Genomic DNA, 16,128 nt, shown 5'->3' with positions numbered 1-16,128 from the left:
TTTAGTTAGAAAACACTAACTTTATATTTAAAAAGAAAAGGTCACTACTGACCTTTACTTAATAAAGCAGTTAAACGTTGTTTGATCTCTACGGCAAATGGAACCAGCTGCTGTGGAAGTTCACCTTCCAGGCTAGACACGGACAAGCGTGTAATGGCTCCAATGACGAGCACACCGGATAGCTGAACATCCTGCTTCGGCAGTTCACCTTGTTGAATCCCCTGTTCGATGAATTCAGTCAACGCCTCCAGCGGCTGACGCACATTCTGGTTCTGGCTTGCTTCAACATACAGCTCATGATGCTGTGATAGTAGAAGCAATCCATATTGGTCCTCATCATGCATATTCAGCACTTCATCCACCAGTTGGTGGAAACGACTGAGAAAGCTCCCATTCTGCTTGCGATAAAAGTCAATTAAGGTGGTATAGCTATTGCAATACTGCCCGAATACCTCCAAGGCCATCGCGTCTTTACTCTTAAAATGCTTATAAATCGCAGCATCTGTCACACCGGCAGCCTCTGCAATTTCTTTGACCGAAATCCCATCAATTCCTTTGGTTGCAAATAAGCACATCGCTGCCTGCAGAATATCCTTCTTTTTACTGTCTACATGTGTTTTCTTATTCATAGGATTATAGTAAGTGATTGCTAACCAAATTGCAAATCATATTTATACAGTTTCAACCTGTCTGTATGCTTGAATTTAAAATCCATCGTAATAAACCTAAAATACCATGTTTTTATAAGTGAATGGTCATAAATACGTTAAATGATACGTGTAGCGCCTCATTTTATTCCTATAAAATACATATGTAACCGAATAAAAGCGGGCGTTCTGAAGCGTAAATAAAGAGGACGGAAAAGCAACCGATTGGCATACGCTGCATTACGGCGCTCGGCGCTAGGACAAGTCGGGCTAATCATGCTTGAAGTGCATGCAGTCACCCAGCAGGGAAAAGATTCGGGCAGCCTTGGCATATGGAGCGACGAGCACATTTCCCCGCTGCAAAAAGTGGTGCAGGCCATCCATGACCAAGGCTCTAAAGCCGGTCTCCAGCTTTGCCATGTCGGACGCTCCTGACTATCAGGTGCCTTACTCGGAGACTATTCGTCAGGCTGCTGATATAGCTACCGCGGCCGTAGGATTGATTACTCACGGTATTCAAGCCGAGGAAATTTTGCGTAATGGTCGGGCGGATCTGGTTGAAGTAGGTCGGGAACTGCTGCGTAATCCATTCTGGCCCAGACAGGCAGCCGAGCAACTCGGTGTTCGTATTGAAGGACCTGCACCCTATAACCATTTTTGGTTTTAAAATAATGTCCATCACATGAAGTATTCATCGCGAGCAATGTCATGCACTGTATCGCACACTAAATTGAACAATTTCCACAATAATAGGTGTGCCGGAGGAAATAGTCTCCCCTTCGCTGAGGTGAATCGTCAGCGATGAAGGTGTCAAGCTGAACAACGTTCTTTCTTGTAACATCCCGTTAATATACAGATTGGCATAACTATTGCTTCCAACATGAAACCTCTGAAAAGCCCCCTGCACACCATCTACAGAAAATTGATCCGCCATAATTGTGACTGAAGATTCAATCGGATCAGGAGTAAAATAAAAATACCGCTCAGCCGTAGGGACAATTTCAACATTGGAGATGTCAGGAGCCGGACCTGTTGGACCAGTTATACCTTGGGCTCCAGTAGGACCGGTTACGCCTTGTGCCCCGGTAGAACCGGGTATGCCTTGGGCTCCGGTAGGGCCAGGTATGCCCTGTGCTCCGGTAGGACCAGGTGCACCTGTTGCGCCTGCACTACCGGGAGCCCCAGCTGGACCTGGCACTCCCGGTGCTCCCTGTGTTCCTGCTGGACCCTGTATTCCAGGTATTCCTGGTGTTCCTGGTGTTCCCGCAATTCCCGGTACTCCTGGCGCTCCTGTCACCCCGGCTTCGCCTGGCAGACCTTGCTTTCCTGTATGCTCTATCCTCTTCCGTTTGGCAGGAGTATTTCTGAAGCGTCGTTGTATAATAATTAGTTTTGGATGCTTTTGAGCATGGAGCCCCGTTTTTGTTTTATCTTTGAATGAATACCGGGGCTTGCACTTTTTTCGTTTGTTGATCTTGCAATGTACCGGTCTCTTTCCTTGCCTCCTTAGTGATGCATCGCGTCTTTTCATAACAGCCGTACACACCTCCTCCTCTCATACTTATGTATTGTATGCACATCTCCCATTAGGGTCTTAGGCATTTGTAGCATGCAGATTCCAAGTATTCGCTTTCATTTTTTGCGCAGTAAAATAGGGCTTTCTCCATTTACCCTATTATTAATAGGAAGGTTCATATGCCGTTTCCGAATAGGTTGAAAAATCATTTATTGATTAAGAGCCAGCAGTGGCTCATCCCAGTAAAGAAAGGAGATGAAAACGATGCCCATCATAAAACCTGTATACACAGCAGTAGCTACTGCTCCAGTAGCTACTGGTGGTGCCATAAGCACGACTGTAACCCCAGCCGTGACTCGTTTTTTTGCAACCATTACAGCCGGGATGATCGGAGCAACAACAACAACTATTCCTGCTGCCAGCTTCGTAGATGATGCCGATGCTCCAGTCGTTGCTTTGCCAACATTAACGGCTACTGATTCTGCTAATTATTATATTAACGGAGTTATTCAGCAGAGCTCCTTATTCACCCTAACCACGGCAAGTCTGGTCATTGCCTCCGTAGATATTACACCAGGTGTCCCCGCTGTCATAGAAATATCTGATTTTAGCGGCACAACCTCTACTATCACAACTCAGCCTACCATCTCTGCCCCTACCGTAACGATTATCACATAAGACGTTTCAATGATTTTGAACCAAGCCGGACTGAATGGTCATTCACGCTGTACACTACCCCGTATATGCTAGAAAAAGACCGATTCAGATGTCCAGATCTGAATCGGTCTTTTAAGCTCAAGATTAAGGCAAAATAGCAAAGGAGCGCACCGGAAATCCCGGAGAATCCTGAATACTCGGTACAATATTATAAATGACTGCACCCTTCGGGGGCAGCTTGTCCAAATTCGTCAGCACCTCAACTTGATATCGATCCTGCTCCAATATGTAATATTCTCCTACCAGCTTGCCCTCTTTTCGATAAGCTACAGAGGAGTCAGTATCCAGTGTTTCATGTCCAATAGCAGCAACATTTCGTTCCTCTACCAAAAAGCGCAGCGCATCCAGCGACCAACCCGGGCAATGTGCATCTCCAGCGTTGTCCTTGTTCGAGAAAGCATCAGGATCAGGCCAACGCTTGCTCCAATCACTACGAAAGGCGACAAAGGACTGATCGGCAATCCGTCCGTGCTCTTGTTCAAAATCCAGAATATCCGCAACCGTAAGCTCATAGTCGGAATTGGCTGCAACGGCTGCTGAACGGTCAATGACAACCAGCGGCAAAACCAGTTCCTTCAACGAAAGCTCATGTAAATAACGTTTACCCTTCACAAAATGAACGGGGGCGTCGATATGAGTTCCATATTGCCCTGGAAAGCAGTATTGTTTTACAAAAAAGCCATCGTCGTGGGTAAACAGGGTATCCACCTGAACATTATCGAAAACCGGAAAATGGGGAATTTCGGGATAAAAGGCATGGGACAAGTCCACCCACTCTTTTTGCTTCAACAACTTCAGGATATCTGCTAAATGCTCTGCCATGATGCCCATTCCTCCTCAGCTTTATTACAAGCATTGTACCTGAGGATGCTGCAAAAATCCATAAATCCCCTGTCCTTCCCCTTCGTATTTTGGCTTGAAATCGTTAACATTATGAGAAAAACCGTTCAATTTTTCTTTGCTTTAATATGAAGATGAACAGACTGATTTTAAAAGAAATTCACCAGTAAAATTCCATATAATCATATATACATTTTCTGTTCGGTATGATTGTTAACGTTTTCATTCTAGCATATGCGTTTTGATTGGAAAAAGAAGGGCTCTATTGAATTATATAAAAAATTCGACAAAAATTTTAGTATGTAACTTTTATTATATTAACAAATACTGGAACACAAAGTATGATAGAACATGTAGAAACTACAGGAGCACCCGGGACTCCCTTCGTTCGTCTACTCCATTTATCCAATATACGGAGGTATTTTATGAAAAAGAGATTTTCACTCGGAATCGCAGCCGTGTTACTGTTCGCTACTCTGGCTCCTATGGGTGCACCTGCTCATGCAGCCAGCGATATTGGCAAGGAGACACTCGGCAGCAAAAACGGCTGGGCCGCCTTTTCTACTGGCACAACAGGTGGAGCTACTGCTACTTCCTCCAATACTTTCACCGTAACGAACCGTAAACAACTTGTCGATGCGTTAGGCAAGAGCAGCAACACTACACCTAAAATTATTTATGTCAAAGGTACAATCAATGCTAACGTCGATGACAATAATAAACCATTAGGATTGAACGATTACAAGGACTCTAAGTATGATTTCAATGCGTATCTCAAGGCGTATGATCCGTCTACATGGGGGAAAAAGGTTCCTTCTGGTACATTGGAAGATGCACGTAAGGCATCACAGAAGAATCAAGCCAGTCGTATCGTTATTGAAATTCCATCCAATACAACGATTGTCGGTCTGGGCAACAATGCCGTCATTAATGGCGCAAACTTCCAATTAAAAAAGGGTACAGACAACGTCATTATCCGTAATATTGAGTTTCAGGATGCCTACGATTATTTCCCACAATGGGACCCAACTGATGGCAGTACAGGCAATTGGAATTCAGAATATGACAGCATTACAATTAACGGAGCCACGCATGTATGGGTGGATCACAATACGTTCAATGACGGGGCTCACCCCGATAGCGGAAACGGCACCTTCTACGGTCAAGAATACCAACATCATGATGGACTGCTCGATGTGATTAACCAAGGTGATCTGGTTACCATTTCATACAATCACTTTTACGATCATGACAAAACATCCATTATCGGCAACAGCGACAGTAAAACAGCAGATGAAGGGGCTTTACGTGTAACCCTGCATCACAATTATTATGAGAATACAGTACAACGCACACCGCGCGTACGTTATGGACAAGTCCATCTATATAACAATTACTATACAGGTGATGTAAAACGCTCTGAATACCCTACACTGTATATATGGGGCGCGGGCAAATCCTCTAAAATCTTTGCTGAAAACAATGTCATTGACGTTGCAGGACTGTCCGCAGCCAAAATTGTGACTGTTTTTGGTGGAACTGCCTTGTCAGACACTGGCACACTTCTGAATGGACAGGCCGTAAACGCAGGCTCCAGCGCGGGGCTTAGCTCCTCTGTAGGCTGGAAGCCATCCTTGAACGATAAAATTTCCCCATCCGCCAGCGTGAAGACAGAAGTCACTTCCCAAGCCGGTTCCGGCAAGTTGTAAGCGCTGCCGTATAATACAAATCACCACAGACTCATACAACCTGTGGTGTTACACCAAAAAGGCTGTTCCTCCGTAATATTAATTCACACGGAGAAAACAGCCTTTTTTTATTTATTATTTGATTATTTACAAATGATATCGTGCTTTAACTGCCGTATTGTTCAACTAAAACTGGCTTTTCAAATGCGTTATCCAGCTTGCGAAGTTTAGCCTTCACCGCTTCTGGTGGCTCAACCGCAGGTGCATCTGGATGAAGCAGCCATGATTTCACAAAGTGTGTATCAGACAATTGATAGAGTGGAGGCTCTTTCTCAAAGTCAATTTTCATGGCATAAGAACTACGGGCTGCAAAAGCATCCCCTACAGGTGGGTGAAGCAGATCCGGTGGTGTTCCCGGGATCGCAGCCAGCTTCTGACCATGGCTGTCCAAACTAGGCATGGAAGCGAGGAGTCCCCATGTATATGGATGTTTTGGGTTATAGAAAATTTCATTAACCGTACCTGTTTCCACGATTTGCCCTGCATACATAACAGCAACGCGATCCGCCATCTTCGCCACAACACCGAGATCATGAGTAATAAAGATGATAGAAGTATCAATTTTTTTCTGAAGATCCTTCATCAGTTCCAAGATTTGAGCTTGAATGGTTACATCCAACGCAGTCGTCGGCTCATCGGCAATCAGAAGTTTCGGATTAGCAGCCAATGCCATTGCAATGACGACACGTTGACGCATACCGCCACTAAATTCATGCGGATATTGGTTAAAACGCTGTTCAGGATGTGGAATACCTACCAGATTCAGCAACTCAATACCCCGCTTGCGAGCAGCGTCCTTGGATATCTTTTCATGCTTGAAAAGCACTTCCGTGATCTGCTTACCGACTTTCATCGTCGGGTTAAGTGAAGTCATAGGGTCCTGAGAAATCAGACCAATTTCCTTACCACGAATTTTTTGCATCTGCTTTTCCGTTTTATTAATCAGCTCTTGTCCGTCAAACATAATTTGACCCTTTTGATAAACGCCCGGAGGAGTCGGGATCAGCTTCATAACAGCTTGTGAGGTTACGCTTTTGCCTGAGCCGGATTCACCGACAATCGCCAGCGTCTCTCCTTTATTGACATGAAAGTTTACGCCACGAATGGCCTGCACTAGTCCCTGACGGGTCTTGAAAGATATCGTTAAGTCCTTCACTTCCAAAAGGCGGTTCATCTCATCACTCTTTCATTTATTATTCATCACTATTATTGACCACTATCTAAAAAAACGACGTTCATGAGTCAAGGTATATACGAATAATTTTACTCATTTTAGTACCTGCCAGTCAAGCAATATCTAAAATATCACCAAAAACCTATCATGAAATGTCATATTAATGGCACGTTTTAGCGAAAAATTGATCATTTTTAACCATTTTTTCCTCATTTATAACATGCGTCATGACATGCGTTGAATGTAGCTGAAGCGTGCCCCACCTAATGGCGATCGTGTACAAAGTAATTCTCCATTCAGTCGGGAGGCTATTTGACGGCAGATGGCCAATCCTAGTCCCGTCGCACCATTTGATCCGGTATAGAATCTTCCGAACACCTCGGCTGCTTCAGATTCGGTTAGACCTTCCCCATCATCATCTACATGCATAACCCACACAACCTCCGATGTTGTCCCCGTCTCCAAATGAATGACTACCTCTGTGGAGGTGTGTCGAACTGCATTTTGCAGCAAATTCAATATCATGCGGAATAATTGCTCGGCCGGAACGGCCACATGCAGACCCTCTCCCTCCACTCGCAGCGAGATAGAGCGTTCGCTGGCCATCGGCATCAACAGATGAACAGCGTCCTCTGCCATACTTCTCAGATCAATCAAAGAGACAGGCCATTCCTCATTCAGCGCCTCCAGCCTTGATAGCTGAAGCAACTTTTCCACCATATCAATTAATCGCTGGGATTGCACTTTAATAATGCTCAGTCCCTCGTCCTGCGATACCACTTGATCCTGAATGGCATATACATAGCCTTGAATGGACATTAGCGGTGTTCTTAGCTCGTGTGATACATTTTGTAGGAATTCAATTTGGCTGTGGTGGTGCTGCTGAATGCGAGCGGACATGGAATGAAAGGTGCCTATCAGTTCGCCAATTTCGCTTTTGTCCGCCTGCGGAAAATCACTATCCTGCGGCTGATTCGGCTCATAGTTGCCTACCGCCTCTTTCAATCGCTTGAGCGGACGCACCAGACGTGAAACAACCATCAGACCAATAACGAGAATCACCAGAAAACTCGCGACGATCGACAACAGCGTAGTTCTCATTAACGGTACATAGAGTGCTCTCAAAGAAGATAAGGGTGAGTATACAAAGATCCGAAAAGGTTGTCCGGGCAATTCTTCATTCGTAAACAGTATCTTTTTACCTTGAAGGACAGCAACCCCTTCATGTGTAGTAACCAGATCGTGGGCAGACGGATGAACCGAGGCAAAAAAGCCCTGGCGGGTCAAAAGCAAACGCTCGAGCTTTTTGCCTTCCATTCCAGAGACGCTGGAGTCGATGATGCGGTTATTCGTGCTTAAAATAAAGTAATCGGCAGATAAAAGCACACCCTTGATAACATAGTTAAGTTCAGCATTATCCAGTCGATCAAAGCCCCCGTCACTCATAATATGGACGGCTTTGCGTGCCTGCTCATGGAGCTTGGATTTGGCCTGATTCACCAGAATGTCGTCGATGAGCCTGATAAATAAGACCACCGTAATACAGACAGTAATCAGCATTGCAATAGACAGGGACAGCAGAATTTTGGCTCTCATCGTACGCATGGCTACATCTCCTGAACCGTTGCTTTATATCCAAATCCCCATACCGTGTTAATGACGAGCGTGGAGTGGTATTCTGCCAACTTTTTGCGAATACGTTTGACCAGATCATCTACGACCCTCACATCTCCTATAAAATCATAGCTCCACACCTGCTGAATCAAATGCTCTCTGCCAAAAGGCCGTTCCAAATGATTCGCAAGAAACAGCAACAGATCGAATTCACGCGAGGTCAAATTCACCGCTCGTCCGTCTACTGTAACTTTACGAAAGTCAGCAAAAATGCACAGATTGCCTGCATGGCAAAGATTTGCGCCCTCTGCTGCTTGCTTGTCATCAGATGCAGACGTGCCCGCCTTGCTCAGTCTCAGCATCGCTTTGACCCTTCCCACCAGCTCCCTTGGATTAAAGGGCTTGGTCAGAAAGTCACTGCATCCCAATTCCAGCCCATGGATGCGGTCATTTTCCTCTCCGCGCGCGGAGATCATAATGATTGGCATTTCTGTAAACTCACGAAGCTGAGTCAATAGAGAAAGCCCGTCAATGCCTGGCATCATAATATCAAGCACGAGACAATCCGGACGGTTGGTTCGGATATGCTCTACCAGTGTTTTCCCACTGGAAAAGGAAGTTACCTCATAGGACTCTTTTTTCAAATATTCAGATATTAGTTGCAAAATGAACACATCGTCATCCACTACTACTATTTTTGTCATAGCCTTAACTCCTTGCTGTTGTTCTGAATGCTAGCATCCTTTCTTAAGCTTATCAGAAGCCCCACAGAATAGACAAAAGACGGGTATACCGTTCCCGGTCCCGTCTTTTCTTATCATGAATCGCTGCTGTATATGCTAGGTGAACTGAAAGCTAACTAACTTCTACCTTCTACCTTATTTTTTGTTTGTTACTACTTTAGCTGCTGCTTTTGGAGCTGTTTTCACCGTTTTTGGAGCTGTTTTAGCTGGGACTGCTTTTTTTACTGGAGCTTTATGGGTTACTTTTTTAGATACAACATGTTGTGCACGAGTTTTATGTGCCGCTACCTTGCGTTGAACAGCATTATGTTTTTTCGCATGATGTTTAACTGTGCGGTGTTTTGCTTTCACTGCTTTTGCTTTGTGGCTTGCCACTTTTTTCGCACTGGCTTTTTTGGCAGGAGCTTTTTTAACAGGTGCTTTCACCACAGGTGTTTTCGTTGCAGGCGCTTTTGACGGTGTTTTGCTAGCAGGAGTCGTAACCGCAGGAGCTTTGATGGCTGGTGCAGTGGTGACTGGAGTTGTGGTTGCTGTAGCGGCGAATGCGCTGCTTGCTCCTCCCAGTACACTTACTACGGTCAATACGGCTGCTGCATTTTTAGTCCATTTTTTCATGATTGAATCACCTCTCCTTTAAAGTATCTTTAGCTTATCAGGAGAATTCGGGATAATTGTGGAGCAAATATGTGAAAAGTATATGAAAAAGCGTGCAGCTCTGTATCTGAAAAATACATGAGTCTGCACGCTATAAATGTTGCAACCATCATCTCCACTAACCGATGGCAATCCAGGAAACAATACCGTAGTTATGCGCGGTTTCACTCCACTTGGTTACAACGATCACCGCTCCATGAGTCGTCTGAGATTTCAGCGTTGCATGGAAGAGAGGATGGTTCGTCATCGCTACCAATGTGTAATCCGGGTTCACAAATGGCTCCCCGAATACAATGGTTACTTCTGTCTCTCCTTCGCTTCCCTTTAAAAGAAACGGCGCTCTGCCAAACTGCTGCAATGCAGGCTGATTTGTACAAGTACGGACCGGGGTGATGCTCAAATGCTCTGGTTTCACTGCGTTCAGTTCCAGCTCACGTGAGCCCACGGAACCTTCTACCAGATGATGACCTTCGATGCTCTGCTCTGCCACATGATGACTTTGTACCGCAGCAGCCTGCAGATGCTCTGGACCTACAGCTTCTGGGCTCAGCACCTCACTGTCGACGACCTGATTCTGCAGATGGCTGCGAGATATACTGTTTGCCTGAAGTTTGTCGCCACTGATTCCTTCCTCAGGCAAAAGTCCCGAGAGATGAATATCTGTGGACAATTGATTCAGTGTTACTGAGCCGGGTTTCAGATGGTGCGAATCAATGACTTCCTCTGCAATATGGTGGCCTTCAATTGCCTCCTCAGCCACATGGCGGGACTCCACCGTTCCATCTGCGAGTTTGCCGGACGTCACCGCTCCATCCCGTATAGCTTCCTCTGACACCGCCTGCCAGCCGATATGCTGTGACTGAATAGCTCCTGCTTGCAAATGCTCGGATTGGACAGAATCCGGTGAAATGTGGCGGGACTGCACAGCCCCTTCTGCCAGTGCTGACTCTTGAATCGCTCCATCGGACAAATGCTGGGCTTGCACGGCATGTTCTGTCAAATGTACGGAGCTTACGCTGGCTTCCGCCAGATTCGAAGCTCGCACCGCCCGAAGCGCAAGCTTCTCAGCGTTCACACTGCCTGCCTGGAGCGCGTGAACAGATACACTCCCTGGCGCAATATGCTGGATCGTCACTGCCGAAGGCTGCAAGTGGGCTGAGGTGACGGATTCCGGCGCCAGATGGCTCGACTGGATGGTCTCTTCTGCCAAATGATGGGCTTGCACTGCTTCGTCCGTAATGTGCCACGGCTGTACGGAATGTGGAGATATTTTGGCAGCTGTCACGACCTCATCTGCCAATTTATCGGACGTAACGGACTCATCCTGTAATGCATCGGTCGATATAGCCTGGGATGCCAGATGCTCGCTCTGAATGGTTCCGGTTTGCAGATGATGCGGCTGGATGGATTCCATGGCAATGTGTACCGACTTCACTGCCCCCTCTGCCAGCGCTGTATCCCGTACTGCACCGTCTGCCAGATGCTGGGTGTGTACCGAATGTGCAGACAGATGTGACGGGCCGACGCTGCCTTCCGCAAGATTCGTTCCTTGCACCGAGTGCGCTGCCAGCTTCTCCGCGGTGACGCTTTCCGCTTGTAGCGCACGACTAGACACACTATCAGGGGCCAGATGGTTCGCAAGTACCGCCGAAGACTGCAAGTGGGCTGAGCTGACGGACTCTGGGGCCAGATGGCTCGACTGGATGGTCTCTTCTGCCAAATGATTGGCTTGCACGGCTTCGTCCGTAATATGCCATGGCTGTACGGAATGTGGAGATATTTTAGCAGCAGTCACGACCTCATTTGCCAATTTATCGGACGTAACGGACTCATTCTGTAATGCATCGGTCGATATAGCCTGGGATGCCAGATGCTCGCTCTGAATGGTTCCAGGGTGCAGGTGATGCGGCTGGATGGATTCCGTGGCAATGTGTACCGACTTCACTGCCCCCTCTGCCAGCGCTGTATCCTGCACTGCGCCAACTGCCAAATGCTGAGTGTGTACCGACTGTGCGGACAAATGCGAAGGACCGACGCTATCTTCCGCAAGATTCGTCCCTTGCACCGAGTGCGCTGCCAGCTTTTCCGAAGTGACGCTTTCCGCTTGTAGCGCAAGACCAGATACACTTTCTGGTGCCAAATGGCTCGCAAGTATCACCGAAGGTTGTAAGTGAGCTGAGGTGATAGATTCCGGCGCCAGATGGCTCGACTGAACGGCCTCTTCTGCCAAATGATTAGCTTGCACAGCTTCATCTGTAATGTGCCACGGCTGTACTGAGTGAGCCGACAGCTTGGCGGCAGTCACACCCTCATCCGCCAATTTATCAGACGTAACGGACTCATCCTGTAAAACATCAGTCGATATCGACTGGGATGCCAGATGCTCGCCCTGAATGCTTCCAGTGTGCAAATGGTGCGACTGGATCGATTCTGGAGCGATATGCACAGATTTCACTGCTCCCTCTGCCAACGCTCTATCCTGTACCGCTCCGGCTACCAGATGCCGGCTGTGTACGGACTGTGCCGACAGATGTGACGGGCCGATGCTGCCTTCCGCAAGATTCGTCCCTTGTACCGAGCGTGCTGCCAGCTTTTCTGAGGTGACGCTTTCCGCCTGTAGTGCACGACCGGATACACTATCTGGCGCCAAATGGCTCGTAAGCACTGAAGAGGCCTGCAAATGGCGAGAGGTAACGGATTCCGAGGCCAGATGGCTTGACTGGATGGCTTCTGTCGCCAAATGATTTCCTTGCACAGCTTCATCTGTAATGTGCCACGGCTGTACCGAGTTGACCGACAGCTTGGCGGCAGTCACACCCTCATCCACCAATTTATCGGAGGTAACAGACGCATCCTGCAAAGCATCGGTCGATATGGCCTGGGATGCGATATGCTCGCCCTGAATGCTTCCTGTGTGCAGGTGATGCGGCTGGATTGACCCCGCGGTAATGTGTGCCGACTTCACTGCTCCCTTTGCCAGCGCTGTATCCTGTACTGCGCCAGTTGCCAAATGTCGGGCGTGTACCGACTGTGCAGACAAATGTGACGGGCCGACGCTGTCTTCCGCAAGATTCGTTCCTTGCACCGAGTGGGCTGCCAGCTTTTCCGAGGTGACGCTTTCCGATTGTAGCGCACGGCCGGACACACTATCCGGGGCCAGATGGCTCGTGAGCACTGACGAAGACTGCAAGTGGGCTGAAGTGACACTTTCCGGCGCCAGATGGTTCGACTGGATGGATTCTGCTGCCAAATGATTTCCTTGCACCGCTTCGTCTGTAATGTGCCACGACTGTACCGAGTGGGCCGACAGCTTGGCGGCAGTCACGCCCTCATCTGCCAGTTTGTTAGATGTCACAGACTCATCTTGTAAAGCATCGGTCGATATGGCCTGAGATGCAATATGCTCGCCCTGAATGATTTCAGTATGCAGATGGTGTGGTTGGATCGATTCCGGGGCAATGTGCACGGACTTCACTGCTCCCTCTGCCAGCACTCTATCCTGTACCGCTCCAGCTGCCAAATGCCGCGTGTGTACGGACTGCACAGATAGATGTGAAGGGCCGATACTGCCTTCTGCAAGGTTCATTCCTTGTACCGAACGGGCTGCCAACTTTTCCGAAGTAACACTTTCCGCTTGTAGTGCACGACCGGACACACTATCCGGAGCCAAATGTCTCGTAAGCACCGAGGAGGCCTGTAGGTGCACTGAGGTGACCGCTCCAGATGCCAGATGGGTCGAGTCCACAACCGCCACGGCCAAGTGGTTGCTTTGTACAGCTTCATCCATAATATGCCCGGACTGCACTGCATGGGCTGACAACTTGGTAGAGGTTACACTTTCCTCTGATAGTTTGGCAGAGGTAACCGCTTCATCCTGTATGGCCGGAGTCGCTATCGCCTGCAATGCAATATGCTCTCCCTGAATGATCCCGCTTTGCAAATGCTCGGATTGGATGGATTCTGCTGCAAGATGCTCAGACTTCACAGCATTCTGGGCTAATATCGTGTCCTCTACTGATCCTGCGGCCAAATGTCTGGTGTGTACGGCCTGTGCAGCCAAATGCCCGGGTCCCACGCTGTTTTCCGCCAGGTTGGAAGCCTGCACAGCCCGAGCCGCTAACTTCTCGGAAGTGACGCTTTCCGACTGAAGTGCATGGCCGGACACACTATCTGGGGCGAGATGTTTGGTTTGGACCGAAGCAGACTGCAAATGGTTGGAGGTGACGGATTCCGGAGCAAGATGATTCGCCTCCACTGCCTCAACAGCCAGATGGTTGCTCAGCACCGCTTTATCTGTAATATGCCAAGGTTGCACAGAACGAGCAGACAGCTTGGAGGAAGTGACACTGCCCTCAGCTAACTTAGGCGCAGTAATCGCCAAATCATTAATTTTATCCGTAGCCACACTTTCCGGCGATAGTTTCAACGAAGTAACGGCATGATCCTGCAAATGGTGGGAGTATACCGCTCCGCTGGCCAAATGTGCGGTTTGAACAGCGCCTTCACCTAGTATGTCTGCGGTAACGGACTGTTCTTGCAACGCCGCGGTTCCGACACTGTCTTCCGCAAGATGCTTGCTCTGTACAGAACTCTGGGCCAAATGGGCTGAATCCACCGATTGAGCCTGTAATGCCTTTCCGCCCACACTGTTGTCGGCAAGGTGGTTCTCACGGATTACTCCCGTTGCAATGTGTACGTGGGTAATGGCTTGAGACGCAACTTTATTTCCGGTTACCGCCCCTGTGCCAATTTTAGTTTCTATAACCGCCTCGTCAGCGATTTTGTCAGACTTAATAGCGCTCGAAGCAATGTGATTTTCCTTGATAGCCTGATTCGCCACATGGTGATCCAGAACTGCACCCTTCCCTATTTTCTCGCTTGTCACAGCCCCGGCATGCAAATGTTGCTCCGTAACCGCCTCTGGTGCAATATGATCTTTCCGAATAATTTCGGATTGAAGATGCACGGAAGAAACTGCCTCCGGAGAAATCTGGGGTCCTTGTATGGCTGCTGTTGCAATATGTCTGGTAAGTACTGCCTCATCGGCAATTTTGTGTGGGAGAATGCTCTGATCCGATATTTTGGATGAAGTGACGGATTGATCAACAATTTGCAATGAGCCTACAGACTGATCTGCCAGTTTATTGGATTGAATACTCCGATCCGCGATATGCCGGGCTGTCACTTGGCCCGTTCCAAGCTGCTCTTCCCCGATGGAGCCAGGACTGAGATGCTTTCTTTCAATTGCTCCTGCCTGAATGTGCGTACTGGTGACTGCCTCAGACTCCAGATGACGCCCGCTGACAACACCTTCCTCCAATTGTTCCCTGCCCACAATTCCGTCGGATAGCTGCTTGCGATTAATCGAACCCGGAGCTAGATGCCGGGCATGAACGGCATGCTCGGTCAGGTGTGCGCTCTCAATGCTACCTGCCTGGATTTTAGTTCCATCCACAGCCCCATCCCGCAGTTTGGAGGTGGTCACAGACTGATCGCCCAGCTTGGAGCTATCAACAGCTTCATTCGCCAAATTGTTCGATTGAATCGTACCGCTGCGAATTTTATCGGAGGTGACCGACTGATCTTGAAGCATATCTGAAGACACGATCCATTGCTTGAAATGACGGCTTTCAATCGAGCCATTGGCAATATGATCGCCGCTGATAATTTTATCCGCCAGCTTTTCTGGAGTGATGCTGCCATCACGAAGTTTTTCACCACTAATAGAGCGATCCTGCAATTTACTGCCTGCCACTGATGCGTCCGACAGATGCTCGACCGTAATGGAGTCGGGAGCAATCTTCGAAGCAGTCACAGCACCGTCAGCTATTTTAATTGTATGAACAGCATAATCTGCTAGAAATTCCGTTTGGATACTCTCTTGTTTCAGCTTGCTGGAATCTATGGAAGCGGGAGCGATCTTTTCACCTGTCACAGCGAAATCACTCAAATCGTCTGTATAGATGAAAGCATTGTTTACATGCGGAGCCTTCTTATTGTTCAAAATTTCTTCCACATCAATTGGATCAGGTTCTGGTTCTGGTTCTGGTTCCGGCTCTAGTTCTTGCTCTGGTTCTAGCTCTGGCAGTGGGGGCTCTTCCCTCAAAGCTGGAGTCTCCTCTACATCTGCAACCTCAATCTCTTTCTCGTGCAGAGCCTCGACTTCAGGCTCGACAATTGTCTGTAGCTCCGACTCCTCTGTAGTTGGGGGAGGCGGAGAAGCAACTTGATGAAGTCTTGCTTCTGTCTCCCTCTCCGCAGGTAGTGGTTTTGAGCGTTGTATCATATTTAACTCATTCATATCCGGGTCAATTACACGATAGAGCGGCTTTTTGTTTCTGTTGGTTTTGCGGCTCTTGTTCTTCAAGCAGCTCTCTCCCTTCTCATGTTTATCGTTACAGCATCATATGCAGACTCTTAGGCACTTGCCACCCTGTACAGAGATTCACTTTTGGGTAAAAAGGATACTTACTGA

At 47.9% G+C, this 16,128-nt stretch carries 11 protein-coding genes and 1 pseudogene; 4 read left to right on the top strand and 8 right to left on the bottom strand.

Annotation, left to right across the window (positions count from 1 at the left end):
• Nucleotides 1-44: 44 nt before the first annotated feature.
• A complete protein-coding gene (locus ACXHJ2_RS05090) occupies nucleotides 45-629 on the bottom strand; it encodes a TetR/AcrR family transcriptional regulator (protein WP_165081813.1) in 585 nt (194 codons plus the stop codon).
• A 294-nt stretch (nucleotides 630-923) separates the two neighbouring features.
• On the opposite strand from ACXHJ2_RS05090, the gene ACXHJ2_RS05085 reads away from it, so the two are divergent.
• The gene (locus ACXHJ2_RS05085; protein WP_238791051.1) at nucleotides 924-1,082 is read left to right on the top strand and encodes an oxidoreductase; all 159 of its coding nucleotides are present in this window, start codon (nucleotides 924-926) and stop codon (nucleotides 1,080-1,082) included.
• Nucleotides 1,078-1,314, top strand: a pseudogene (locus ACXHJ2_RS05080) (oxidoreductase); the annotation flags it as partial. The gene ACXHJ2_RS05085 and the pseudogene ACXHJ2_RS05080, both read left to right, overlap by 5 nt.
• A gap of 39 nt (nucleotides 1,315-1,353) precedes the next feature.
• On the opposite strand, the gene ACXHJ2_RS05075 reads toward ACXHJ2_RS05080, so the two are convergent.
• Nucleotides 1,354-2,178, bottom strand: coding sequence for a DUF4183 domain-containing protein (locus ACXHJ2_RS05075; protein ID WP_274597485.1), 825 nt, complete (start codon nucleotides 2,176-2,178; stop codon nucleotides 1,354-1,356).
• Nucleotides 2,179-2,427: 249 nt separating this feature from the next.
• On the opposite strand from ACXHJ2_RS05075, the gene ACXHJ2_RS05070 reads away from it, so the two are divergent.
• On the top strand, nucleotides 2,428-2,841 hold the full coding sequence (locus ACXHJ2_RS05070) for a DUF4183 domain-containing protein (RefSeq protein WP_013372504.1): 414 nt from the start codon (nucleotides 2,428-2,430) through the stop codon (nucleotides 2,839-2,841).
• Between the two features lie 123 nt (nucleotides 2,842-2,964).
• Here the strand turns inward: ACXHJ2_RS05070 and ACXHJ2_RS05065 are convergent, their stop codons facing one another.
• Nucleotides 2,965-3,702 carry a cyclase family protein gene (locus tag ACXHJ2_RS05065; protein ID WP_165081811.1) on the bottom strand — a complete coding sequence of 246 codons (738 nt, stop codon included), beginning with the start codon at nucleotides 3,700-3,702 and terminating at the stop codon, nucleotides 2,965-2,967.
• Nucleotides 3,703-4,145: 443 nt separating this feature from the next.
• Here ACXHJ2_RS05065 and ACXHJ2_RS05060 point away from each other — a divergent pair, with 443 nt between their 5' ends.
• Complete coding sequence (locus tag ACXHJ2_RS05060) at nucleotides 4,146-5,429, top strand: pectate lyase family protein (RefSeq protein WP_165081809.1); 1,284 nt, start codon at nucleotides 4,146-4,148, stop codon at nucleotides 5,427-5,429.
• A 145-nt stretch (nucleotides 5,430-5,574) separates the two neighbouring features.
• Here ACXHJ2_RS05060 and ACXHJ2_RS05055 read toward each other — a convergent pair whose 3' ends face one another.
• The 5 genes from ACXHJ2_RS05055 to ACXHJ2_RS05035 form a co-directional block, all read right to left on the bottom strand.
• On the bottom strand, nucleotides 5,575-6,642 hold the full coding sequence (locus tag ACXHJ2_RS05055) for an ABC transporter ATP-binding protein (protein ID WP_013372507.1): 1,068 nt from the start codon (nucleotides 6,640-6,642) through the stop codon (nucleotides 5,575-5,577).
• A 225-nt stretch (nucleotides 6,643-6,867) separates the two neighbouring features.
• Nucleotides 6,868-8,247, bottom strand: coding sequence for a sensor histidine kinase (locus tag ACXHJ2_RS05050; RefSeq protein WP_165081807.1), 1,380 nt, complete (start codon nucleotides 8,245-8,247; stop codon nucleotides 6,868-6,870).
• Nucleotides 8,248-8,249: 2 nt separating this feature from the next.
• Entirely contained in the window at nucleotides 8,250-8,960 is a 711-nt protein-coding gene (locus ACXHJ2_RS05045; RefSeq protein ID WP_040103125.1) for a response regulator transcription factor, read from the bottom strand.
• A 174-nt stretch (nucleotides 8,961-9,134) separates the two neighbouring features.
• Nucleotides 9,135-9,614, bottom strand: a complete 480-nt coding sequence (locus tag ACXHJ2_RS05040) for a hypothetical protein (RefSeq protein WP_040103124.1) — start codon at nucleotides 9,612-9,614, stop codon at nucleotides 9,135-9,137.
• Nucleotides 9,615-9,771: 157 nt separating this feature from the next.
• Entirely contained in the window at nucleotides 9,772-16,020 is a 6,249-nt protein-coding gene (locus ACXHJ2_RS05035) for a WIAG-tail domain (protein ID WP_165081805.1), read from the bottom strand.
• Nucleotides 16,021-16,128: the final 108 nt, after the last annotated feature.

This window comes from Paenibacillus sp. ALE3 (assembly GCF_054113405.1).
This window is presented reverse-complemented; position numbering and strand designations above follow the sequence as displayed.

What these genes read in the sequence shown, in the direction of transcription:
- ACXHJ2_RS05090 (WP_165081813.1), bottom strand. Translation starts at nt 629, where the DNA reads ATGAATAAGAAAACACATGTAGACAGTAAAAAGAAGGATATTCTGCAG.
- ACXHJ2_RS05085 (WP_238791051.1), top strand. Translation starts at nt 924, where the DNA reads ATGCTTGAAGTGCATGCAGTCACCCAGCAGGGAAAAGATTCGGGCAGC.
- ACXHJ2_RS05075 (WP_274597485.1), bottom strand. Translation starts at nt 2,178, where the DNA reads ATGAAAAGACGCGATGCATCACTAAGGAGGCAAGGAAAGAGACCGGTA.
- ACXHJ2_RS05070 (WP_013372504.1), top strand. Translation starts at nt 2,428, where the DNA reads ATGCCCATCATAAAACCTGTATACACAGCAGTAGCTACTGCTCCAGTA.
- ACXHJ2_RS05065 (WP_165081811.1), bottom strand. Translation starts at nt 3,702, where the DNA reads ATGGCAGAGCATTTAGCAGATATCCTGAAGTTGTTGAAGCAAAAAGAG.
- ACXHJ2_RS05060 (WP_165081809.1), top strand. Translation starts at nt 4,146, where the DNA reads ATGAAAAAGAGATTTTCACTCGGAATCGCAGCCGTGTTACTGTTCGCT.
- ACXHJ2_RS05055 (WP_013372507.1), bottom strand. Translation starts at nt 6,642, where the DNA reads ATGAACCGCCTTTTGGAAGTGAAGGACTTAACGATATCTTTCAAGACC.
- ACXHJ2_RS05050 (WP_165081807.1), bottom strand. Translation starts at nt 8,247, where the DNA reads ATGCGTACGATGAGAGCCAAAATTCTGCTGTCCCTGTCTATTGCAATG.
- ACXHJ2_RS05045 (WP_040103125.1), bottom strand. Translation starts at nt 8,960, where the DNA reads ATGACAAAAATAGTAGTAGTGGATGACGATGTGTTCATTTTGCAACTA.
- ACXHJ2_RS05040 (WP_040103124.1), bottom strand. Translation starts at nt 9,614, where the DNA reads ATGAAAAAATGGACTAAAAATGCAGCAGCCGTATTGACCGTAGTAAGT.